This is a genomic window from Pseudomonas sp. HLS-6, from assembly GCF_002753995.1.
GTDB classification, from domain to species: Bacteria; Pseudomonadota; Gammaproteobacteria; order Pseudomonadales; family Pseudomonadaceae; genus Aquipseudomonas; species Aquipseudomonas defluvii.
On record NZ_CP024478.1, the window covers coordinates 253,687 to 274,167 of the forward strand.

22 protein-coding genes and 2 pseudogenes are annotated in these 20,481 nt (G+C 61.0%); 16 read left to right on the forward strand and 8 right to left on the reverse strand.

What is annotated here, in order from left to right; all coding sequences use genetic code 11:
• Positions 1 to 5: 5 nt before the first annotated feature.
• Positions 6 to 140, reverse strand: a pseudogene (locus CS390_RS01105) (lipoprotein); the annotation flags it as partial.
• A gap of 177 nt (positions 141 to 317) precedes the next feature.
• Between CS390_RS01105 and cyaY the strand changes: the two are divergent.
• The 3 genes from cyaY to rnk all read left to right on the forward strand — a co-directional run bounded on the left by cyaY (position 318) and on the right by rnk (position 1,428).
• Entirely contained in the window at positions 318 to 650 is a 333-nt protein-coding gene (cyaY, locus tag CS390_RS01110; RefSeq protein ID WP_065758050.1) for an iron donor protein CyaY, read from the forward strand.
• 1 nt (position 651) lies between these two features.
• Positions 652 to 873, forward strand: a complete 222-nt coding sequence (locus CS390_RS01115) for a DUF1289 domain-containing protein (protein WP_065758049.1) — start codon at positions 652 to 654, stop codon at positions 871 to 873.
• A gap of 144 nt (positions 874 to 1,017) precedes the next feature.
• Entirely contained in the window at positions 1,018 to 1,428 is a 411-nt protein-coding gene (rnk, locus tag CS390_RS01120) for a nucleoside diphosphate kinase regulator (RefSeq protein ID WP_065758048.1), read from the forward strand.
• 7 nt (positions 1,429 to 1,435) lie between these two features.
• Here the strand turns inward: rnk and CS390_RS01125 are convergent, their stop codons facing one another.
• The 3 genes from CS390_RS01125 to CS390_RS01135 all read right to left on the reverse strand — a co-directional run bounded on the left by CS390_RS01125 (position 1,436) and on the right by CS390_RS01135 (position 5,079).
• Positions 1,436 to 4,273 carry a class I adenylate cyclase gene (locus CS390_RS01125; protein ID WP_099773281.1) on the reverse strand — a complete coding sequence of 946 codons (2,838 nt, stop codon included), beginning with the start codon at positions 4,271 to 4,273 and terminating at the stop codon, positions 1,436 to 1,438.
• Positions 4,274 to 4,473: 200 nt separating this feature from the next.
• On the reverse strand, positions 4,474 to 4,722 hold the full coding sequence (locus CS390_RS01130) for a TIGR02647 family protein (protein WP_065758046.1): 249 nt from the start codon (positions 4,720 to 4,722) through the stop codon (positions 4,474 to 4,476).
• 69 nt (positions 4,723 to 4,791) lie between these two features.
• The gene (locus tag CS390_RS01135; protein WP_099773282.1) at positions 4,792 to 5,079 is read right to left on the reverse strand and encodes a hypothetical protein; all 288 of its coding nucleotides are present in this window, start codon (positions 5,077 to 5,079) and stop codon (positions 4,792 to 4,794) included.
• A 144-nt stretch (positions 5,080 to 5,223) separates the two neighbouring features.
• Between CS390_RS01135 and CS390_RS01140 the strand changes: the two genes are divergently transcribed.
• Entirely contained in the window at positions 5,224 to 5,886 is a 663-nt protein-coding gene (locus tag CS390_RS01140; RefSeq protein WP_099773283.1) for a glutathione S-transferase family protein, read from the forward strand.
• A gap of 45 nt (positions 5,887 to 5,931) precedes the next feature.
• Here CS390_RS01140 and argH read toward each other — a convergent pair whose 3' ends face one another.
• Complete coding sequence (argH, locus tag CS390_RS01145; RefSeq protein ID WP_065758043.1) at positions 5,932 to 7,326, reverse strand: argininosuccinate lyase; 1,395 nt, start codon at positions 7,324 to 7,326, stop codon at positions 5,932 to 5,934.
• Between the two features lie 221 nt (positions 7,327 to 7,547).
• On the opposite strand from argH, the pseudogene CS390_RS25200 reads away from it, so the two are divergent.
• The 8 genes and pseudogenes from CS390_RS25200 to CS390_RS01180 all read left to right on the forward strand — a co-directional run.
• Positions 7,548 to 7,655: pseudogene (locus tag CS390_RS25200) on the forward strand (sensor histidine kinase); the annotation flags it as partial.
• On the forward strand, positions 7,652 to 8,398 hold the full coding sequence (locus CS390_RS01150; RefSeq protein ID WP_065758042.1) for a LytTR family DNA-binding domain-containing protein: 747 nt from the start codon (positions 7,652 to 7,654) through the stop codon (positions 8,396 to 8,398). The pseudogene CS390_RS25200 and the gene CS390_RS01150, both read left to right, overlap by 4 nt.
• 118 nt (positions 8,399 to 8,516) lie before the next feature.
• Positions 8,517 to 9,458: a hydroxymethylbilane synthase gene (hemC, locus tag CS390_RS01155; protein WP_065758041.1), complete on the forward strand. Its 942-nt coding sequence runs from the start codon at positions 8,517 to 8,519 to the stop codon at positions 9,456 to 9,458.
• Positions 9,455 to 10,222, forward strand: a complete 768-nt coding sequence (locus CS390_RS01160; RefSeq protein WP_099773284.1) for a uroporphyrinogen-III synthase — start codon at positions 9,455 to 9,457, stop codon at positions 10,220 to 10,222. Before hemC ends, CS390_RS01160 begins: the two co-directional genes overlap by 4 nt.
• 46 nt (positions 10,223 to 10,268) lie before the next feature.
• Positions 10,269 to 11,390, forward strand: coding sequence for a uroporphyrinogen-III C-methyltransferase (locus CS390_RS01165; RefSeq protein ID WP_099773285.1), 1,122 nt, complete (start codon positions 10,269 to 10,271; stop codon positions 11,388 to 11,390).
• On the forward strand, positions 11,387 to 12,628 hold the full coding sequence (locus tag CS390_RS01170) for a heme biosynthesis HemY N-terminal domain-containing protein (RefSeq protein ID WP_099773286.1): 1,242 nt from the start codon (positions 11,387 to 11,389) through the stop codon (positions 12,626 to 12,628). Before CS390_RS01165 ends, CS390_RS01170 begins: the two co-directional genes overlap by 4 nt.
• 223 nt (positions 12,629 to 12,851) lie before the next feature.
• The gene (locus CS390_RS01175) at positions 12,852 to 13,379 is read left to right on the forward strand and encodes a disulfide bond formation protein B (RefSeq protein ID WP_099773287.1); all 528 of its coding nucleotides are present in this window, start codon (positions 12,852 to 12,854) and stop codon (positions 13,377 to 13,379) included.
• Between the two features lie 264 nt (positions 13,380 to 13,643).
• Positions 13,644 to 14,114: an Rsd/AlgQ family anti-sigma factor gene (locus CS390_RS01180; protein ID WP_065758036.1), complete on the forward strand. Its 471-nt coding sequence runs from the start codon at positions 13,644 to 13,646 to the stop codon at positions 14,112 to 14,114.
• Positions 14,115 to 14,118: 4 nt separating this feature from the next.
• Here CS390_RS01180 and CS390_RS01185 read toward each other — a convergent pair whose 3' ends face one another.
• On the reverse strand, positions 14,119 to 14,784 hold the full coding sequence (locus CS390_RS01185) for an FKBP-type peptidyl-prolyl cis-trans isomerase (RefSeq protein ID WP_099773288.1): 666 nt from the start codon (positions 14,782 to 14,784) through the stop codon (positions 14,119 to 14,121).
• 226 nt (positions 14,785 to 15,010) lie between these two features.
• Here CS390_RS01185 and CS390_RS01195 point away from each other — a divergent pair, with 226 nt between their 5' ends.
• Positions 15,011 to 15,952 carry an AlgP family protein gene (locus CS390_RS01195; protein ID WP_099773290.1) on the forward strand — a complete coding sequence of 314 codons (942 nt, stop codon included), beginning with the start codon at positions 15,011 to 15,013 and terminating at the stop codon, positions 15,950 to 15,952.
• Here the strand turns inward: CS390_RS01195 and CS390_RS01200 are convergent.
• Positions 15,928 to 16,410, reverse strand: coding sequence for a TIGR02444 family protein (locus tag CS390_RS01200; protein ID WP_099773291.1), 483 nt, complete (start codon positions 16,408 to 16,410; stop codon positions 15,928 to 15,930). The genes CS390_RS01195 and CS390_RS01200 overlap by 25 nt on opposite strands.
• Positions 16,411 to 16,460: 50 nt before the next feature.
• Between CS390_RS01200 and CS390_RS01205 the strand changes: the two genes are divergently transcribed.
• The 3 genes from CS390_RS01205 to CS390_RS01215 all read left to right on the forward strand — a co-directional run bounded on the left by CS390_RS01205 (position 16,461) and on the right by CS390_RS01215 (position 19,674).
• On the forward strand, positions 16,461 to 18,371 hold the full coding sequence (locus CS390_RS01205) for an ATP-binding cassette domain-containing protein (protein WP_099776501.1): 1,911 nt from the start codon (positions 16,461 to 16,463) through the stop codon (positions 18,369 to 18,371).
• Positions 18,371 to 18,958 carry a mechanosensitive ion channel family protein gene (locus tag CS390_RS01210; protein ID WP_065758032.1) on the forward strand — a complete coding sequence of 196 codons (588 nt, stop codon included), beginning with the start codon at positions 18,371 to 18,373 and terminating at the stop codon, positions 18,956 to 18,958. Before CS390_RS01205 ends, CS390_RS01210 begins: the two co-directional genes overlap by 1 nt.
• Before the next feature lie 83 nt (positions 18,959 to 19,041).
• Positions 19,042 to 19,674: a LysE family transporter gene (locus CS390_RS01215; protein WP_099773292.1), complete on the forward strand. Its 633-nt coding sequence runs from the start codon at positions 19,042 to 19,044 to the stop codon at positions 19,672 to 19,674.
• Between the two features lie 65 nt (positions 19,675 to 19,739).
• On the opposite strand, the gene CS390_RS01220 is transcribed toward CS390_RS01215, so the two are convergent.
• On the reverse strand, positions 19,740 to 20,480 hold the full coding sequence (locus CS390_RS01220) for a penicillin-binding protein activator LpoB (protein ID WP_065758030.1): 741 nt from the start codon (positions 20,478 to 20,480) through the stop codon (positions 19,740 to 19,742).
• Position 20,481 lies beyond the last annotated feature (1 nt).

Sequence of the window (20,481 nt, forward strand, 5' to 3'; positions counted from 1 at the left end):
CCTTATTGGTGCTGGTGCGATTGCGATTTTTTGCCATCTTTGCTGTCGTCAGGCAGGTACAGAGGACCCTTTTGACCACAGGCGGAGACGAGGCAGGCAACCGCGACGAGCGCCGCGAGGGAGGAGATCAGGCGCTTCATGGCGAAATCCTTTGAAATAAGCAGTATTGCGCCCGAGTATACCGAGCGCCCAGCGCCTTGCCTATGTGGCTTGCCCGCCATCGGACAGGGGCGGTGGTCGGTATCCTTTGCATTCGTCGCGCTGGCCTCGTATCGTGCCCGGCTTGCGCGTGAGCAGAAAATTTCGAGGTTCTTGCAATGAGTTTGAGCGAAGCACGTTTTCATGACCTGGTCGATGCCACCCAGCAGGCGCTGGAAGACCTGTTCGACGAAAGCGGCCTGGACCTGGACATGGAAAATTCGGCCGGTGTCCTGACCATCAAGTTCGATAATGGCAGCCAGTTGATCTTCAGCCGGCAGGAGCCTTTGCGTCAGCTGTGGCTGGCTGCCCGTAGCGGCGGTTTCCATTTCGACTACGACCCGGAAAGCAAGAAGTGGATGTGCGATACCACTGACGAACTGTTGGGCGAAATGCTGGTGCGCATCGTCTTTGAGCAGTCTGGCGAGAAGCTCGACTTCGACGAGATTTGAAATGAGTGTTGCCAGCAAACCGGCTAAGCCGCTGTACAGCAATGTCAGCCCGGCGGTGCCTTCGCCGTGTATCAGCCTGTGCCGGCTCGATGAGCAGAAGGTCTGTCTGGGTTGTTTCCGGCATGTCGAGGATATTCGTCAGTGGCGTTCGGCGGATGACGAGCAGCGTCGTCAGATTTGCCGCGAAGCAGGTGCCCGGCGCACCCAGGCCGAGGCTCGCTGAGCCAGGGCTGCCTGCCTCCCCTCTTGTGTATTTGCCGGGCTGTGGTAGTGTCGAACGTATATCGGCACTGCCGAATTCCTGAAAACCCCGCCCTTGGGCGGGGTTTTTCTTTATATCGCCTAGAAAAAGGAGTCTGACTGGATCATGAGCACCAAGCCTTCCCTTATCCTCACCCGATTGGACGTACAACGTCTTGAGCGTTTGATCGATAGCCTCGACGAAAACGTGCCGGGTGTGCTCGCCTTGCAGGACGAGCTGGACCGCGCCGAGCAGGTGGTCGGTCACGAGGAGGTCCCGGCCGGTGTGGTGACCATGAACTCCCGCGTGCATTGCCGCGAGGAAGCCAGTGGCAAGGACTATCACCTGACCCTGGTCTACCCGAAGGATGCGGGTGCCGAAGGCAGCGTATCGATCCTGGCGCCGATTGGCTGCGCATTGCTGGGCCTGTCGGTCGGCGAGCAGATCGATTGGCCAGCACCGGGCGGCAAGACCCTCAAGCTCAAGCTGCTGGAGGTTGAGTACCAGCCGGAAGCCGCTGGTGACTTTGACCTCTGAACCTGGCTTAGAGCAGGGCCATGGCGTCGTTCAGGCGCGCCTCCAGTTCGTCCTTGTAGCGCAGGTAGCGGATGCTTGAACCTGGGCTTTCAGCGAGCAGGTCGGACAGGTCCAGGTCAGTGATGTAGCAGCGGTAGGGCGCAGCTTCACGGCGCTGCTCGACGATCTCGCGCGCAACCATGGCATACAGTTGGTCGCCATGGTCGAGCGCTGAAAATTCCTTTTGATTACAGTACAGCGTGACGTGAGCTGACTCGGTTGCGCTCGTCTGTAGGATCGCCTGTACGTCGTAGAAAAACCTGCCGCTGCTGTCCTGTGGCGCGGGGCGGGGTTCGACCCGGCGCGCTCGGCCTCCGCCCGAGGGCATAATCTGGTAGTAATGGATTGCCAGCGAGCCTTGCGCCAGTGGCCGGCGCGCGTTCTGACGAAAAACCACCGCCTGCAGGAAGCGCTGCAACGGCAGCAGCAGGCTGCTCTCGTCATGCATCGGCAGGCGTTGCTGCCACAACACGTTATGTTCATCCAGCACGTAGACATCGGCCCAGTCATCCCACAGGCGGTAGAACACCTGAAGGGCGTGCGGCTGGCCAAGCGCAAGCACTTGTGCCAGGTCATGCTCCTGCAGTGCATTGGCATCCAGGTGCAGGTGGCTGTAACTGCTCCGCTCCTGGCCCAGATACGCCAGAAGGGCCGCGTGGTCGTTCAGTGTGGCTATTTCGGTTGCGCCAGGTTGCAGGTTGAGCACGTGGGTATGCTGCTGAACCTGAATCAGGTAGCGGTACTCGAGGGGTTGCTCCAGGAGTGCCTGAGCGCTCATGAACACTTCTTCGACACGCAGGGCAATGGCCTGGGCCCGGTTATGACAGAAGCAGCGTACCCTCAAGCGTGGCGCAGGTGCGCCGCGCTCAAGGCTGCTCAGGTAATCGCGCAGGCAGCGCAGCAGGGCATGTTCGCCGTCATAGCGTTGAACCTGCACTTCGTTCCAACTGTTGAGTGTGACCTGGTCGAGGGTCAGTACCAGGTTCTCGCGCACGCCAGCGTAGCTCAGCGAGTCGGTACGCTCGGTGGTCATCAGGATGTTCAGGTCGCGGTGTTGGCGCAGTGGGTCGATGCCGACATTCACCAGCAACAGCACCTCCTCGGCTACGCTGGGTTGCAGCAGGCGTTCCTCACTGACACGGGGCAGTGGCAGGGCTACGCTGTGCTGCAGGCTGCCGAGCAGGTTGAACAGCTCGTACTCGCTCAGGTCGCTGCTGCCTGGATACAGCGCTAGTCGCGTACTGCTGTCGATCACGCCATTGCGATGGGCCCAGGTCAGCAGTTCAAGTAACCCGCGGCACCGTTTGATCGGGGCGAAGTGCTCCCATTCCTGCGGGCCGAGGTTGCCGCTGTAGAGTGTCCATTGAATCCGCTCCGGTGCGTTGCCGGTACTTGATTGGACCAGCGTCAGGGTGTCTTCGGCCAGGTCAGGGGCCACGCCTGGGTTGATGAAGTCGACTTTGCCGGCCCGGCGCCCGAAAGCTGCATGCAAGCGTCGGCCAAGCACGTTGAGGTCGCGTTGGTCGATGCGATTGCTCGCCTGTTGGCTGCGTGCGAACTGGTTGAGAAAGCGGTAGCCGTAGTTCAACTCATCGACCAGCACCCGCCGCTCGCTCTCGACCTGACGAACTTTCCATTGGCTGCGGCTGTCGAGCAGGGCCAATTGGCGTTCGTCCCAACCCCATTCCTGGCAAAGGCGTGCAAGCTGCTCGCGTTGCCAGCCACTCACGCGCTGGCGTGCAAGGTTGCTGAGTTTCTTGTTGACCTTCAGGTACAGGCTGCGTCGCACCAGCTCCAGCCGCTGGCTGTCGCCGCTGGCCTTCAGGTAGCGCTCGATGCGCCGGTAAACCATCACGTAGGGGTCGAGTTCGTCTGGGTCCAGGCGGTTGGCGAACACGGCCTGTTTGAACTGCAGGCTGAGGCAGTGTACCTGTGGATGCTCGCTGGCATAGGCTTCGGTCAGTAGCAGTTTAAGTACAGATTTGTAGGGCGACTCAATCCCTTTGTACAACTGCCAGAGCCCGGCACCGATGAACTCGCCGGCCGGGATATGGGCCAGATGGCCAAGATCCAGAACCTCTTCTTCGCGGACAAACCGTTTGGACAGCAGCGTGCGGGTGAATTCGGCATAGCGCGCTTCTTCGTGCACAGGTACCAGCCACCAAAGCGGTGTGCGGCCGGCCAGCCAGATGGCGGTGCGGTAGAACTCATCAAGTAGCAGGTAATGCTGAGTGGTGCCGCAATCTTCCGAACTGAGCCTGGTGTTGCGTTCGCCCTGAACGAATCGCTGCGGGTCGATCAGGAACATGTGTGCTTCGGCGCCCTGGCTGGCGGCCCAGATCTCCAGCAACGTGCACTTCTTGCGCAGCTCGGCCAGGGCGGTGTCGTCCAGGTCGCAAGCGTGGCATACCCACACATCCATGTCGCTTTGTTCGGCCTGGGCCAGGGTGCCGAGGCTGCCCATCAGGAACAGCCCATGAATGGGGCGTGGCGGGTTGCCGTGGCGAGGCCTGTAGCTGAACGAGCGCGTCAGGCGCTGCGCTTCAGCCAACTGCTGTGCATCGGGCTCGTAACCGGAGACACCCGCTGGGGTAGAGCCTGATACATAGCCGGGAAACAGTGGGTGATTGACGTGGAAGAGCAGCGGTAGCAGGTTAAGGACGAGTTGCTGTCTGCTCGACAAACCGTCCATTGCGCGTGCCAGGCGACCTTCGTTCAGGCGCAGAAAACGCGCGCGCAACTGATTGAGCACCTTGCGGTCGATGCCTGCATCCAGGTCCGGGCGGATTTCATAGGGGTGGTTCATTATGGATTCAAACCGGCCTACAGGCTCGACAAGGGAACGTCAGTTAGCACTGGCGAGTTTAGCCCTAGTAATGCAGTCGGTTTAAGCCGTATTTGGTTTTTGACGCCATTTTTTCGTGGGCGGTGCAGCGTCGTGTACGGCCCGAAGGCCGTGCAAGACGCTGGCGCGTGAGGCTTGCCGGTGAAGGTGTCGGCGGGTATTCAGGCTGTTTCGGTCACGTTAAGGATGGTCAGCAGCTGCTGTGCATGCTCGGCGGCGTCCAGGCCCAGGCTGGTCAGGTAACCGCCATCGGGTTGGGTGATCAGTTCCTTGTCATGCAGGCGTTTGGCGGCGGCAATGGCTTGGGGCGCTGCCGTCTTGGTGTGAATTTTCAGGCCTTCCTGGGTATTGGCCAGGTTGAACAGTGCAAGTATTTCCAGTTCGGCAACCAACTCGGGGGTAAATGACATAGGTACTCCGACATTTCCTGAATTTGCGGTTGGCACCTTGGTAACGGATGCCTGGCTTTGGAGTGTAGTTCAGTCTTTTTCCGGCGGTAGTTCGGGCAGTGCGCGCAGGGCAGTTTCGTACCATTCGGTGTTGAATGCACGGTCTTCATCGAGCATGGCGTCAATCTCGATAGCCAGTACATGAGCCATCAGGTTGAGGATGTCTTCGCGCTCATAGCCCACCAGCGTCAGCTTGTTGAAAGCCGCCTTGGCGGCCGGCGGCTCACCGGACTCGATCTGATTCTCGATGGCCTGGGTCAGGGTGGCTTCGGCGAAGGTTTCTTCGTCGTCGCTGTCGATTTTGTTCTGTTCGCTCATGGTGATTCCTCGCGTTGAGTCTGCAGTTTGCCATGAGCGCACAGGTCATGTCGCAGTATCGACACGATCCATGATGCTGGTCAGCCCGGGCCAATCGTTCTATAACACCCCGGGCCAACTCCTTACGGCCTGGAGGCTGTTTTCATGCTCAAGCTTCATGGTTTTGCAGTCAGCAACTACTACAACATGGTCAAACTGGCACTGCTGGAAAAGGGCCTGCCCTTTGAAGAGGTGCCGTTCAACGGTGGCCAGAGTGATGACGCTCTGCAGGTCAGCCCGCGGGGCAAGGTCCCGGTACTGGAAACCGAGCACGGCTTTATCAGTGAGACCAGCGTGATCCTCGAGTACATCGAGCAGGTGCATCCTGAGCATGCCTTGCTGCCTGCCGAGGCCTATGCGCGTGCCAAGGTGCGCGAGCTGGCCAAGGAAATCGAGCTGTATATCGAACTGCCGGCACGGGCTTGTTACCCCGAGGCGTTTTTCGGCATGCAGGTGGACGCGGTCATCAAGGAAAAGGCCAAGGGCGAACTGTTGGCGGGGCTTGATACCCTCAAGCGCAACGGCGTGTTCTCGCCTTACGTTGCTGGTAACACGCTGACCCTGGCCGACCTGTATTTCTTCTACAGTGTCGATCTGGCGCGCGGTGTCGGCCTCAAGATATTTGGCCAGGACTTGCTGGAAGGCTTCCCGCAGGCCAAGGCACTGTTCGCCCGGCTCAAGGAGAACCCGCATGTGCAGAAGATCGCAGCGGACAAGGAAGCGCAGATGCCCGCCTTCCTCGAGATGATTCGCAGCGGCAAGCGCTGAGTTGAAACAGGCTCGCCGTGCTGCCCGGCGAGCCTGTATCGAGGCTTAACGGCTGGCCAGCAGGGCCTTGCCGCGTTGCACCGCAGCCCGTACCTGGGCTGGAGCGGTACCGCCAATGTGGTTACGGGCGTTGACCGAGCCTTCCAGGGTCAGGACGGCAAACACGTCTTGCTCGATCTGGTCGCTGAACTGGCGCAGTTCGTCCAGGCTCATTTCCGCCAGGTCCTTGCCGGTGTCGACGCCGTATTTTACTGCATGGCCGACGATTTCGTGGCAGTCACGGAACGGCAGGCCGCGCCGTACCAGGTAGTCGGCCAGGTCGGTGGCGGTGGAGAAGCCGCGCAGTGCGGCTTCGCGCATGATCGCATGACGCGGCTTGATGGCCGGGATCATGTCGGCGAAGGCCCGCAGCGAGTCGCGCAGGGTGTCGGCGGCGTCGAACAGCGGCTCTTTGTCTTCCTGGTTGTCCTTGTTGTAGGCCAGTGGCTGGCCTTTCATGAGGGTCAGCAGGCCGGTCAGGGCGCCGAATACACGGCCGCTCTTACCGCGCACCAGCTCTGGCACGTCCGGGTTTTTCTTTTGCGGCATGATCGAGCTGCCGGTGCAGAAGCGGTCAGGCAGGTCGATGAACTGGAATTGCGCACTGGTCCACAGCACCAGCTCTTCGGAGAAGCGCGACAGGTGCATCATCGCCAGGCTGGCGGCAGCGCAGAATTCAATGGCGAAGTCGCGGTCAGAGACGCCGTCCAGCGAGTTGCCGGCCACGGCTTCAAAGCCCAGCAGTTGGCAGGTCAGTTCACGGTCGATCGGGTAGGTGGTACCGGCCAGTGCGGCACTGCCCAGCGGCATGCGGTTGGTGCGCTTGCGGCAGTCGACCAGGCGCTCGTAGTCACGGCTGAGCATCTCGAACCAGGCCAGCAGGTGGTGGCCGAAGGTCACTGGTTGCGCGGTCTGCAGGTGCGTGAAGCCCGGCATGATGGTTTCCGCTTCGCGCTCGGCTTGCTCCAGCAGGCCTTGTTGCAGGCGGGTGATCTCAGCGAGGATCAGGTCGATTTCGTCACGCAGCCACAGGCGGATATCGGTGGCAACCTGGTCGTTACGGCTACGCCCGGTGTGCAGCTTCTTGCCGGTGATCCCGATGCGATCGGTCAGGCGCGCCTCGATGTTCATGTGAACGTCTTCGAGGTCGATGCGCCAGTCGAAGTTGCCGGCTTCGATTTCGCTCTGGATGGTTTTCAGCCCGTCGATGATGCTGTCGCGCTCGGCATCGGTGAGAACGCCGACCTTCGCCAACATGGTGGCGTGGGCGATCGAACCCATGATGTCGTGGCGATACAGGCGCTGGTCGAAGTTGACGGAAGCGGTGAAGCGGGCGACGAAAGCGTCGACGGGCTCACTGAAGCGGCCGCCCCAGGACTGGTTGGTCTTGTCAGTGCTCATGGATTCGCTCGTTGAAGGCGTGAACGGGAAAAGTGGCGCCGATAATAGCAGGATTGGCAGCATTGACGGCGTTCGGCGGTCGGCATAAATGGGTGATCGAGGTTCTGGCTGTCGCCGTTGAAGGTGTGTTCTTGACAGGATATTTGGCGAATGAACGGCAGCGTTCCGGCAACCGTCTACAGTTGGACTGAGGATTGGCATCTTTACTGCCGACCCAGTGAATTTTTAGCCATCGTGCGAGTCTGAGCGTGGATCGCCGTGACGGTCGTCACTTCACCTGTCTACGCTATCCTTGTGCGAGACTCACGCAGGAATCCAGCGCAATATGAATGTCCTGATCGTTGATGACGAACCCCAAGCCCGCGAACGCTTGAGCCGCATGCTCGGCGAGCTTGAGGGGTATACCGTGCTGGAGCCTAGCGCCACCAATGGTGAAGAGGCCCTGGCACTGATCGACAGCCTTAAACCCGATGTCGTCCTGCTCGACATTCGTATGCCAGGCCTGGATGGCCTGCAGGTGGCAGGTCGCTTGTGCGAGCGTGAAGCACCACCGGCGGTGGTGTTCTGTACGGCGGATGATGAGTTCGCGGTAAACGTATTCAAAGACAGCACCCTGGGCTGCCTGATCAAGCCGGTACGCGCCGAGGAGTTGCGGGACAGCTTGCGCAGGGCAGAGCGTCCCAGCCGGGTGCAGTTGGCGGCGTTGACGCGCCCGGCCGCTGAGAGCGGCATCGGGCCTCGCAGTCACATCAGTGCGAGAACCCGCAAAGGCATCGAAATGATCCCGCTGGATCAGGTCATTTACTTCATCGCCGATCACAAATACGTCACCCTGCGCCATGAGTCCGGCGAAGTCTTGCTGGATGAACCACTCAAGGCCCTTGAGGATGAGTTCGGTGACCGCTTTGTCCGTATCCACCGCAATGCGTTGGTCGCGCGTAACCGTATTGAACGCCTGCAGCGCACGCCGCTAGGGCATTTCCAGCTTTATCTGAAAGGGCTCAATGGCGATGCGCTGGTGGTCAGCCGTCGGCATGTGGCGGGCGTGCGCAAGATGATGCAGCAGCTCTAAAGGACAGTGCTGGAGCGAATCGTGCCAAGGACGGCGACCTTATCCGATAATTTAGATCTGCTAGCGCGTTGGACTGAGCTGTTATCATCCGTAGCAACTCTCTCGTACGGATCGTTCCATGTCCACTCGCGAAATCCGCATTGCCACCCGCAAAAGTGCCCTTGCCCTCTGGCAGGCTGAATATGTCAAAGCCCGTCTAGAGGAAGCCCATCCCGGCCTGCTGGTGACGCTGGTGCCAATGGTCAGCCGCGGTGACAAGCTGCTTGACTCACCGCTGTCGAAGATTGGCGGCAAGGGCCTGTTCGTCAAGGAACTGGAAACTGCACTGCTTGAGCGCGAAGCCGACATTGCGGTGCACTCGATGAAAGACGTGCCCATGGACTTCCCCGAAGGCCTGGGCCTGTATTGCATCTGCGAGCGCGAAGACCCGCGCGACGCGTTTGTTTCCAACACCTTCCCAAACCTCGAAAGCCTGCCGGCGGGCAGCGTGGTCGGTACCTCCAGCCTGCGCCGTCAGGCACAGTTGCTGGCGCGTCGCCCCGACCTGCAAATCCGCTTCCTGCGGGGCAACGTCAATACCCGCCTGGCCAAGCTCGATGCGGGTGAGTACGACGCGATCATCCTGGCGGCTGCCGGCTTGATCCGCCTCGGCTTTGAAGACCGTATCAGCTCTACCATCAGTGTCGATGACAGCCTGCCCGCCGGCGGCCAAGGTGCCGTGGGGATCGAATGCCGCAGTGCCGACAGTGAAATCCATGCGTTGCTGGCGCCGCTGCACCATCGCGACACCGCCGACCGTGTCAGCGCCGAGCGGGCGTTGAACAAGCACCTCAACGGCGGTTGTCAGGTACCGATTGCCTGTTATGCCGTGCTTGAAGGTGATCAGCTATGGCTGCGCGGCCTGGTAGGTCAACCCAGCGGTGGCACGTTGCTCAACGCCGAAGCGCGTGCGCCACGCGCCGATGCCGAGGCGCTGGGTGTTCGGGTCGCCGAAGACCTGCTCAAGCAGGGGGCCGGTGAGATCCTCAAGGCTGTTTATGGCGAGGCCGGTCACCCGTGAGCAGCTGGCGTCTGCTGCTTACGCGGCCGGCCGAAGATGGTGCAGCGCTGGCGCAAACGCTAGCGCAGAGCGGCGTCTTCAGCAGCAGTTTGCCTTTGCTGGAAATCGAACCACTGGCGCTTGATGCCGCGCAGCGCAGCACGGTGGCCCACCTGGATCGCTACTGTGCGGTTATCGTCGTGAGCAAACCGGCGGCGCGCCTGGGCTTGGCGCAGCTTGATCACTACTGGCCGCAACCGCCGCAGCAAGCCTGGTTCACGGTCGGCGCTGCTTCGGCGCAGATTCTGGAAGCGCATGGCCGGGAGGTGCATTACCCCCGCACTGGCGATGACAGCGAGGCACTTTTGCAGTTGCCCGCCTTGCATGAGGCGATTAACCGGCCCGATGCGCGTGTATTGATCATGCGCGGTGAGGGCGGGCGTGAGTTGTTGGCCGAGCGTTTGGCCGAACAAGGTGCTAGTGTCGACTACCTCGAATTGTACCGACGTTGCCTGCCTGTCTACCCGCCGTCGGCATTGCAGCGGCGTGTCGAGGAAGAGCGTTTGAATGGCCTGGTGGTCAGCAGCGGCCAAGGGTTTGAACATTTGCAGCAATTGGCCGGCGAGGACTGGCCGCAGTTGGCGCGGTTGCCTATTTTTGTGCCGAGCCCTCGGGTGGCAGCCCAGGCCCGTGCAGCCGGTGCCCTGAATGTAATAGATTGTCGCGGTGCCAATGCCGCGGCCTTGCTGGCGACGTTGCGGGAAACTCCTGCACCTGCCCTCTAAGGCGCTAAGCTGATTGGCGACGTGCCTCAATGCAAAGGATGGATACGTGAGCGAAACTGTCTTGCCCAACGATGAAGTGCAGTCGGCGCCCGAGGCGCCAGAACAAACGCCTGCCGCAGCGGCAAAGCGCGGCGGTAATGGTTTGGCGATTCTCGCGCTGTTGCTGGGTGCCGCGGGTGTAGCCGTGGGGGGCTGGGGCGTATGGCAAGTACGTCAGCTTCAAGGCGCCGATCAGGCCCAGGGCGAACACTTGCAAGCGCTGAACACCTTGGCCGAGGCTCTGCAAACACGTGAGCAGCAGCTTTCGGCGCAGCTTGCCGGCCTGCCACCGGCCGCCGAGCTGGAAGACCGTCGCCGCCTGGTCGCGCAGTTGCAGGGCGACCAGCAACGCTTGAGTCAGCGCCTGGAAAGTGTGTTGGGGGCGAGCCGCAAAGACTGGCGGCTGGCAGAGGCCGAGCACCTGTTGCGTCTGGCCAGCCTGCGTTTGTCGGCGTTGCAGGACATTGCCAGTGCCCGCGCCCTGGTTCAGGGTGCTGATGACATTCTGCGTGAGCAAAGCGACCCGGGTGCTTTCGCCGCCCGCGAGCAGTTGGCCAATAGCCTGGCCGCACTGCACAGCGTAGAGCAGCCAGACCGTACCGGGCTGTTCCTGCAATTGGCCGCGCTGCGTGATCAAGTGGTGCAGTTGAGCGCACTGGCCCCAGACTTCCAGGTCAAGGCTGAAGGCGATTCAGCCTTGATCGCCGATGGTGATGGCGCAAGCCGTTGGTCGCAGTGGTGGGACAAGATTTCCCGCTACATTCGCATCGATTTCAATGCCGATGAAAACATCCGGCCATTGTTGGCCGGGCAGGCGCTGAATCAGGTTCGTCTGGCCTTGAGCCTGACGCTTGAGCAAGCCCAGTGGGCTGCGCTCAATGGCGAGCCGAAAGTGTATGCCCAGGCGCTGGCAGAAGCGCGCAGCGTGCTGCTGGCCAACTTCAACCCTGATCATGCACAAAGCCGGATCATGCTTGAGCGTTTGCAGGCCTTGGCTGACGCGCCGGTATCGGTTGTCACGCCGGATCTGGCGCAAAGTCTGAGTGCGGTTCAGGCGTATATCGAGCGTCGTCATCTGCCTGCCGAAGAAGTGCCAGCCGGCAAGGCAACTGAGGAGGCGCGCCCATGAAGCGTGTCTACCTGTTGACGGTCGTGGCGATTGCGGTGGCCGCGCTGGTAGGTATCGGCATGGCACACCACAGTGGCTACGTGTTGATTTCCTACGGCAACTTCTTCCGCTACGAGTCCAGTGTGTGGGCAACGCTGGCGGTATTGCTTGGGGTGTGGCTGCTGTTTTTGCTTGTTCGCTACCTGCTCAGTGTGGTGTTCGTCTCGGGTGGGGTGGTCAACCCATGGTCTCGGCGTAACCGCGACCGGCGTACTCGCCTGGCCATCGAACAGGGCCAACTGGATCTGGCCGAAGGCCGTTGGGCCAGCGCCCAGCGCAACCTGCACCGTGCCGCCGAAGCTGAGCGTCAGCCCTTGCTCTACTACCTCGGTGCTGCCCGTGCTGCCAACGAACTTGGCCGTACCGAAGACTGCGACAACCTGCTGGAGCGTGCCCTGGAGCGTCAGCCCCAGGCCGAACTGGCCATCGCCCTGAGTCATGCCCAGTTGCAAACCGACCGTGGCGACCTCGATGGAGCGTTGGAGACCCTGCAAGCCATGCATGATCGCCATCCGCACAGTGTTCAGGTGCTGCGCCAGTTGCAACGCCTGCATCGACAGCGCGGCGACTGGTCTGCTTTGATCCGTTTGTTTCCGGCCTTGCGCAAGGAAAAAGCCCTGCCGGCTGCCGAGCTGAGCGAGTTGGAGCAGCGCGCCTGGGGTGAGAACCTGTCACTGGCAGCCCGCCGTGAAAACGACGACCAGACCGGGCTTCAATCATTGGCGCGTGCCTGGGAACAGTTGACCTCGGCGCAGCGCCAGGAGCCGCAACTGGTGCTGGCCTACGCCGAGCAACTGCGCCAGTTGGGTGCCGAGGCTCAGGCTGAAAAGGCGTTGCGTACGGCGCTCAAACGTCAGTACGAGAGCCATCTCGCCCGTCTTTATGGGCTGGTCCGGGGTGAAGATCCTGTACGTCAGTTGCAGACAGCCGAAGGCTGGTTGAAGCTGCACCCTGATGACCCAAGCCTGTTGTTGACCCTCGGTCGTCTGTGCCTGCAAAACCGCCTGTGGGGTAAGGCACGTGACTACCTGGAAAGCAGCCTGAACCTGCAGCGTAACCCCGAGACCTGTGCCGAGCTGGCGCGTTTGCTGGCGGGGTTGGGTGATACCGAGCGCAGCAATCAGTTGTTTCAGGAAGGCTTGGTGCTGCTGGACGAGCGTCTGCTGGCGCTCCCCTTGCCTGAGGGTGTTCGCAGCTAGCAACACTGTGTGCAGGCCCGCCTGGCACGGCGGGTCTGTACGACTGGGTAATTATTCCTACGGCATGTGGTTTATTGTGCCTTCGGCGGCCTCTCGCCAGTCCCTTCTGGTTTGCCGTACTTTCTGCTTTTTGTTGGCGAAGAGTCCCGAAGGGCTCGTATTGAAAGGGGTTGTGGCTTTCCTCTACCGTTGATGCCCCTTCATTCCGCTCTTGGAATTCTTCATGCCGTTGGTTCGTTTGCGCTCCTTGTTCCTCCTGGCCTTTGTGGCATCGCTGGCCATATTGGGGGGGACGTTCTACCTGGAGTTAGGTCTCGGCCTGGTGCCGTGTCCCTTGTGCCTGAGCCAGCGCATCCTGCTGTCGTTGTTCGCCATTGTCTGTCTGGGCGCGTTACTGCAGCGACCACGACTGCGCGGGCTGTGTCGCTACGCTGCTGTGGCCTTGGTGTGTGCCGTGCTCGGGGTCTTGCTGGCGGCCCGGCATATCTGGCTGCAAAGTGCTTCATTCGTGCCTGAAATGGAGTGTCATCCGCCCTTGGGCTACCTGGTCTACACACGGTCCTGGAGTCAGGTGCTGGAGGCCATGCTGCTGGGGAGCCCGGACTGCGTGCGAATCAGTTGGACCTTCATGGACCTGAGTGTTCCTGAATGGAGCCTGCTGGCGTTCATGGTCTTGACGCTTTTTACCCTGACCGTGACGTTTGTTGGCCTGCGTATACGGATGGCCCGTAGGCGAATGGCACGCCTCTGACCCCTTGGCAGCATGCTCGGCAGTATCGCAAGTCGCTGATTCGATTGACCTGGAACAGCTTTGTAGATGAGCGGCGCTACGTCGCAGGATTAAACACTTGTATGAACTTTGTCGCCTGCGTACCTTGAAGGCATGGGCGCACGGGAATAATCTCCCCAGCACGCAGACAAAAAAACTACGCTATGCCGGTTTGCTGCTTTCAACCGGTCACAACAATGCGTGACGCGGTGTAGTGCAGCACGACCCTGAAGGGAAGAGATCGCCATGCTCGATAGTTGTCAGAATGCTCAGGAACGCTGGGGTGGGGTTCATCGGCTGATTGACCGCTGGCTGGAGGAGCGGGCGGAGCTGGTGGAAGCCTTCCGTAAGCTGCGCGATGCAAAGCCGGCCTTCGCCGACAAGGACATGAATCGGGATTTCTGTGCGGTGCTGGTGGACTATGTGTCGGCCTGGCACTTCGAGGTGCAGGAGCAACTGGTCAGCGAGGCCAAGGCTTTTGGTGATAACCGCAGCCTGGAGTTGGCCGAACAGATCAGCCCGCGTATCGACGACATTACCCAGATTGCCCTTGCCTTTAACGATCACTGCGACAAAGGCAACTGCAACGACCCCGAGCGTTTCGCCAAGAAACTCCAGGAACTGGGCGGCCTGTTGCATGAGCGTTTTGAGCTGGAAGACTGCCTGATCGAGGTGCTGCACAACGCGCACAAGGAAGAGGGCGCGGTTCAGGCCTGAACCGTCAATTTGCTACGCCGAGCAGTTCAATCTCGAACGTCAGAGGCGTGTATGGCGCAATCAAGTCCCCTGCACCTTCAGCGCCATATGCGAGCGCTGAAGGAATGACCAGCCGCCATTTTGAGCCTGTCGCCATCTGCGGCAAGCTCACCTGCCACCCTTCAATCACGCTGTTCAGGCTGAACCACTGCGGTTGTTCGCTTCGGTCGAAGACCGTACCGTCTGGAAGTGTGCCGACATAGCGAACCTGAACCTTGCCGCCGCTGGTGGGCTTGGCCCCAGTGCCTGCTACCAGCTCGCTGACCAGGACACCTTCCGGCAACTCTCGTACGCCGGCCCTGGCACGTTCAGTGGCCATGAAGCGGCGTTCAACTCCGAGTAGCTGTTCGCTCTGCGCCTGTGCTGCGGCGTCGTTGGCCTGGGCATCGTGCTGGCTGAGCAGTGCCTCCATGCGCGTTTTACTCAGGGCCAGTGGTTTGTTCTGATAGGCCTGTTGCAGGCCGTCGATCAATGCCTTGAGTTGCAGGTCCGGGACTTCTTCGCGCAGGCGTTCTCCGAGGCTGGCGCCCAGGCTGTAAGCCAGGTCATGAGCGTCGTTGGCATTGCCATCTGCCTGCGCCATGGCCGGTGACAGCAAGACAAGAAACGGCAGTAGAAAGTAGCGCGGCATGGCAAGGGTCCAGGTTTCGGAGAAGCACAATTATGCCAGCCTGAAAGTATTGTCCAAGGCTTTATCGGCAGTGTTTCCAGCAGCATCTACACTTGCCTCCAGCGGCAACGATACGCACTTTGCCCAGGCATGCAACGCGGCGCATCCATTACGGTCAACATGCCCTAGCGGCGATAGCAGCAGAAGACTAGTATGAGCCGCAACTACATCAGCCAGGAGGTAAGCCATGTCGGCCAATAAGAAGCCAGTAAGTACGCCGTTACACCTGCTCCATCAACTCTCCAGCAGCCTGCTTGAGCATTTGGAAAACGCCTGCTCGCAAGCGCTGGCTGATGCAGAAAAACTGTTGGCCAAGTTGGAAAAACAACGTGGCAAGGCACAGGAAAAACTTCATAAAGCCCGCCTCAAACTTCAGGACGCTGCCACTGCAGGCAAGGCCAAGGCACAGAACAAGGCCAAGAATGCCGTAGCGGAGCTTGAGGAATTGCTCGATGCATTGAAGGAGCGTCAGGCGCAAACCCGCACCTATATCCTTGAGCTCAAGCGCGATGCTCAGGAAAGCCTGAAGCTTGCCCAGGGCGTGGGCAAAGTAAAAGAGGCTGCCAGCAAAGTCCTGACCCTGCGTAGCGACAAGGCAGCGGTTACCGCTACCGCCGCCAGCAAACCGACCACTGCCAAAGCAGTTGCCAAACCGGCTGCAACCAAAGCGCCGGCCAAACCTGCGACCGCCAAGGCACCTGCCCGAGCTGCAGCCAAGCCAGCCACCGCTGCGAAGGCCCCGGCCAAACCTGCCGCTAAAACTGCTGCTGCCAAGCCTGCTGCGGTCAAAGCCCCCGCTCGCGCTGCAGCCAAGCCTGCCGCTGCTGCCAAGGCGCCTGCTCGCGCTGCTGCCAAGCCTGCCGCTAAACCTGCCGCCGCCAAGGCGCCAGTCAAGGCCGCTGCCAAACCAGCTGCCGCTGCGAAAGCCCCAGCCAAGCCTGCCGCCAAACCAGACGCGGCCAAGGCTCCAGTTCGAGCGGCTGCGAAACCTGCTGCCAAAGCCCCAGCCAAGCCTGTCGCTGCCAAGCCTGCAAGTCCGGCCACGCCAGCACCAGCCGCCGCTGCACAACCGGCTGCACCTGCAAGCCCGGTAGCCCCTGCTGCTCAGTCGCCGTCGACCGCGTCTTGAGTGCTTGCTGCCGCGACGCGTAGCTTCTGCAACGCGTCGCGGTACGCCTTAACGCCATCCGGCGACAGTCGTTCCAGCCAATCCGACTCAGTCACTTCTGCGACTGGCCACGCCAGCGAGGCCGTTTGCAGGCGCTCTAGCAGCTCGCGTTCAGCAGCCAACTCCAGTGCCTTGAGTTGTTCGCGCAGGTGAGCCTGCGCTGGGTCCAGGCTTGCCGCTTCGCGCCATTGCTGGCGCAGTGAGCGTAGTGGCGTCACCACTTGGCGGTGCCAGGGTTCGGCCAACTGTTGCAACTGTGCCACGCGTGAGGCATCGGGCTTTACACCACGGGCTTCCAGCCAGGTAGCACAGAGCAGCAGGCAGACATTCCCCCCCTGGTCCTGCAGGCTCAGGCAGGCCGCTTCCACGCCTGGGCGGGCATAGAGGCTCACGGCAAAACTCCACAGGTCGGTGTACATGGTCCCACTCGCGCCAGTTGGCGGCGAAGCTGGTAGACTTCGCGGCCATTATGATCAGACTATCGAACCTCACTTTACAGCGTGGTCCACAGCGCCTGCTAGAAGGCGCTGAGCTCACGCTGCACCCCGGCCAGAAAGCCGGCCTGATCGGCGCCAATGGTGCCGGTAAATCCAGCCTGTTCGCATTGCTGCGCGGTGAGCTGACGCCCGACGCCGGTAACTGTCAGCTGCCGGGCGATTGGCGTATCGCGCATATGCGTCAGGAGGTCGATACCCTCGAGCGCCTGGCCGTGGACTATGTGCTCGATGGTGATGAGCGCCTGCGCACTATCCAGCGCGATCTGGAGGCAGCGGAGTCGGCTCACGACGGCACCGCTGTGGCCCGCCTGCATATCGAACTCGACAGTGCCGACGGTTACACGGCTGATGCCCGTGCCCGCAAGTTGCTGGCGGGTCTTGGCTTCAGCAATGAGCAGATGGAACGCCGGGTAGGTGACTTCTCCGGTGGCTGGCGGATGCGCCTGAACCTGGCGCAGGCGCTGATGTGTCCGTCCGACCTGTTGCTGCTCGACGAACCGACCAACCACCTTGACCTGGATGCGATCCTTTGGCTGGAAGACTGGCTCAAGGGTTACCCCGGCACCTTGCTGTTGATCTCCCACGACCGCGATTTCCTTGATGCGGTGGTCGACCATGTGGCCCATGTCGAGCAGTGCAAACTGACCCTCTACCGGGGTGGTTACAGCGCGTTCGAGCGTGCCCGTGCCGAACGCCTGGCGCAGCAACAGCAGGCCTATGAGAAGCAACAGGCCCAACGTGCGCACATGGAGAAGTACATCGCACGGTTCAAGGCACAGGCCACCAAGGCCCGTCAGGCACAAAGCCGGATCAAGGCCCTGGAGCGGATGGAGGAGTTGTCGGCGGCCCATGTCGACTCGCCGTTCGACTTCACCTTCCGCGAATCAGAGAAAATCTCCAGCCCCTTGCTCGACCTTTCTGAAGCGCGGCTGGGCTATGGCGATAAAACCATTCTGGAGAAGGTCAAGCTGCAGTTGGCGCCAGGTGCGCGCATCGGCTTGCTTGGCCCTAACGGTGCGGGCAAGTCGACCCTGATCAAGAACCTCGCAGGCGAGCTTGAGCCGCTGGCTGGACGCCTGGTGCGCGGTGAGAACCTGGTGGTGGGCTACTTCGCCCAGCACCAACTCGACTCGCTGGACAGCAAAGCCAGCCCATTGCTGCACCTGCAACGCCTGGCACCGACCGAGCGTGAGCAGACCTTGCGCGACTTCTTGGGTGGTTTCGACTTCCGTGGTGGTCGACTCGACGAGCCGGTACTGAATTTTTCCGGTGGCGAGAAAGCCCGCTTGGCGCTGGCGTTGATTGCCTGGGAGCGGCCGAACCTCCTGCTGCTCGACGAACCGACCAACCATTTGGACCTGGAAATGCGCCTGGCGTTGACCATGGCGTTGCAGGAGTTCAGCGGTGCAGTGTTGGTTGTATCCCACGACCGTCACCTGCTCAAGAGCACCACCGACGAGTTCCTGCTGGTGGCCGACGGCAAGGTCGACACCTTCGATGGAGACCTGGACGACTACACCCGCTGGCTGGCGGAGTACCGTCAGCGTAATGCCCCGGTCAGCAGTGCGCCGGCCAACGCCGACAAGACCGACAAGAAAGCCCAGCGTCAGGCGGCGGCAGCGCTGCGTCAGCAGTTGGCGCCGCACAAGCGCGAAGCGGAAAAGCTCGAGCGTGAGCTGGGTACCGTGCATGAGCAGTTGGCGAAAGTCGAAGCCAGCCTCGGCGACAGTGCCCTTTACGAAGCTGCCCGCAAGGATGAGTTGCGTGAGCTGCTGGCCCGCCAGGGCCAGCTCAAGGGCCGTGAGGCCGAGCTGGAGGAGGCCTGGATGGAGGCGCTGGAAGTGCTGGAGACCATGCAGGCGGAGCTGGAGGCACTGTCGTGATGGCGGCGTTGCGACAGTTGCTGCCGGTGGAGTGGATCGAGCCCTTGTGGCTCGGTTTGCAGATCCTGCTGATCCTGGTCGCGGCCTTTTTCCTGCAGCGCGTGGTCGCACGCTGTTTGAGCCGGCTGGCGCAACGCTACCCGTTGCCGCCAGAGTTGATAATGCCGCTGCGCGGTGGCCTGCGCTGGCTGATCATGGGCAGCGCACTGATTGTCGTGCTGGAGCGTCTGGGGGTGTCGGCCACCGTGCTCTGGACCGCACTGTCGGGGTTTGTCGCCGTCGCAGCGGTCGCATTCTTTGCCATGTGGAGTGTGCTGTCCAACCTGCTCTGCGCGGTGCTGATCTTCACTGTTGGGCCGTTCCGTCTGGGGGATGTGGTCGAGCTGGTGGATACCACTGACAAGCCGGGCGTCAAAGGCCGTGTCATTGCCATCAACCTGTTGTTCACCACGTTGGTCGAGCTGCCCGAGACTGGCGGTGCACTGGTGCAGGTGCCCAACAGCCAGTTCTTCCAGAAGTCGGTACGGCGTTGGCGCGGCGCTGATGCACTACCGCTGGTGGGTGAGGATGCGCCGAAGGGCAACTGATCGGCGGTCAAAAAAACCGTGGCGTTTTTTCCAGCGGCGCATTAGCGTTGGGCTTTGTACTAGAGTCCCCGCTGAGGTGTGTCATGTCGCTGGAAACATGGTTGGCGTTCTTTGTTGCATGTTGGGTGATTAGCCTGTCTCCGGGCGCTGGCGCCATTGCCTCGATGTCCTGTGGCCTGCAGTATGGCTTCTGGCGGGGCTACTGGAATGCGCTGGGCCTGCAATTGGGGTTGATCATGCAGATTGCGATCATCGCCGCGGGCGTGGGGGCGGTGCTGGCGGCATCCGCCACGGCCTTCCAGTTCATCAAGTGGTTCGGGGTCTGCTACCTGGTCTACCTGGCCGTCAAACAATGGCGTGCATTGCCCGCCGACCTCAGTGACAACGCCGCCGTGCGGCCGATTGGCAAGCCACTGAGCCTGGTGTTCCGCGGCTTTCTGGTGAACATCAGCAACCCCAAGGCGCTGGTCTTCATGCTGGCGGTACTGCCACAGTTCATTAACCCACACCTGGACCTGCTGCCGCAGTACCTGATCATCACGGCCACCATGGTGGCGGTCGACTTGCTGGTCATGGCGGGTTACACCGGCTTGGCGGCACGGGTGCTGCGCTTGCTGCGTACTCCGAAGCAGCAGCGGCGCATGAACCGTACCTTTGCCGGCTTGTTCGTGGGCGCTGCTGCGCTGCTGGCGACCCTGCGTCGGGCGACGGTCTGAGTTCCGGGCGCCAACTGCCCCGGTAGAAACAAGAAAGGCGACCCCAGGGTCGCCTTTCTTGTTGTTTAGCGCAGGATCTGCGCCGGTTCGTCCGGCGGCAGGTTGTTGCGCATCGGGCGCCGCTCGTGTTCCGGCATTGCCTGGCCAAGCTGCTCGCTCAGTTGCCGAGCCACATCCATGCCCAGCTCCTTGGAGACTTCACGGACCACACGTGGCCGGTTCAGGGTGACCCGCACATCGTCACCATTGACCAGCTTGGTGTCCTGGCCTTCGCCCATGGCGGTAAACGCCGAGGTAATTTCGAAGGTTTTGGTGTTGATCAGGCTGAAGTCGGCGACCAGGGTCAGGCCGAGCACTGCGGAGTAACTGTCAGTGCGATCCAACGAGGTGATATCACGCTGGAAGTCGATGTCCGACAAGGTGCCGAACAGCACATAGTCAGCACCCTTGAAATTACCATTCTTGATCCGTTTGATGACGTCGTAGACGTCTTCTTTGGCCTTGGCGGTATAGGGTGTGCCTTGTACCAGCTGAAACATTCCAGTTTTGAGAATCTCACCCTTGATGTCACCGCTGAACTTGCGCAGTTCGGTCTGCTCGACGTAGCTCTGGCTGCTCTCGTACTCGTTGTAGCTCGACGAGCTGTTGGCCGAGTACATGCTTGCGTTGGAGCTCTGTTGCGCGGAAACGGTGTGGATGTATTCCTCCACACGTTCCTGATAGGCGAGGTCGGTGACCGCGACTTTAGGGGCCGCGTGTGCGCTGAACGCACACGCCAGGCCGAGGCTTGCAATCCATGCACGCATT

Coding starts and splice junctions, on each gene's coding strand:
- cyaY (WP_065758050.1), top strand. CDS start 318: ATGAGTTTGAGCGAAGCACGTTTTCATGACCTGGTCGATGCCACCCAG.
- CS390_RS01115 (WP_065758049.1), top strand. CDS start 652: ATGAGTGTTGCCAGCAAACCGGCTAAGCCGCTGTACAGCAATGTCAGC.
- rnk (WP_065758048.1), top strand. CDS start 1,018: ATGAGCACCAAGCCTTCCCTTATCCTCACCCGATTGGACGTACAACGT.
- CS390_RS01125 (WP_099773281.1), bottom strand. CDS start 4,273: ATGAACCACCCCTATGAAATCCGCCCGGACCTGGATGCAGGCATCGAC.
- CS390_RS01130 (WP_065758046.1), bottom strand. CDS start 4,722: ATGTCATTTACCCCCGAGTTGGTTGCCGAACTGGAAATACTTGCACTG.
- CS390_RS01135 (WP_099773282.1), bottom strand. CDS start 5,079: ATGAGCGAACAGAACAAAATCGACAGCGACGACGAAGAAACCTTCGCC.
- CS390_RS01140 (WP_099773283.1), top strand. CDS start 5,224: ATGCTCAAGCTTCATGGTTTTGCAGTCAGCAACTACTACAACATGGTC.
- argH (WP_065758043.1), bottom strand. CDS start 7,326: ATGAGCACTGACAAGACCAACCAGTCCTGGGGCGGCCGCTTCAGTGAG.
- CS390_RS01150 (WP_065758042.1), top strand. CDS start 7,652: ATGAATGTCCTGATCGTTGATGACGAACCCCAAGCCCGCGAACGCTTG.
- hemC (WP_065758041.1), top strand. CDS start 8,517: ATGTCCACTCGCGAAATCCGCATTGCCACCCGCAAAAGTGCCCTTGCC.
- CS390_RS01170 (WP_099773286.1), top strand. CDS start 11,387: ATGAAGCGTGTCTACCTGTTGACGGTCGTGGCGATTGCGGTGGCCGCG.
- CS390_RS01175 (WP_099773287.1), top strand. CDS start 12,852: ATGCCGTTGGTTCGTTTGCGCTCCTTGTTCCTCCTGGCCTTTGTGGCA.
- CS390_RS01180 (WP_065758036.1), top strand. CDS start 13,644: ATGCTCGATAGTTGTCAGAATGCTCAGGAACGCTGGGGTGGGGTTCAT.
- CS390_RS01185 (WP_099773288.1), bottom strand. CDS start 14,784: ATGCCGCGCTACTTTCTACTGCCGTTTCTTGTCTTGCTGTCACCGGCC.
- CS390_RS01195 (WP_099773290.1), top strand. CDS start 15,011: ATGTCGGCCAATAAGAAGCCAGTAAGTACGCCGTTACACCTGCTCCAT.
- CS390_RS01200 (WP_099773291.1), bottom strand. CDS start 16,410: ATGTACACCGACCTGTGGAGTTTTGCCGTGAGCCTCTATGCCCGCCCA.
- CS390_RS01205 (WP_099776501.1), top strand. CDS start 16,461: ATGATCAGACTATCGAACCTCACTTTACAGCGTGGTCCACAGCGCCTG.
- CS390_RS01210 (WP_065758032.1), top strand. CDS start 18,371: ATGGCGGCGTTGCGACAGTTGCTGCCGGTGGAGTGGATCGAGCCCTTG.
- CS390_RS01215 (WP_099773292.1), top strand. CDS start 19,042: ATGTCGCTGGAAACATGGTTGGCGTTCTTTGTTGCATGTTGGGTGATT.
- CS390_RS01220 (WP_065758030.1), bottom strand. CDS start 20,480: ATGCGTGCATGGATTGCAAGCCTCGGCCTGGCGTGTGCGTTCAGCGCA.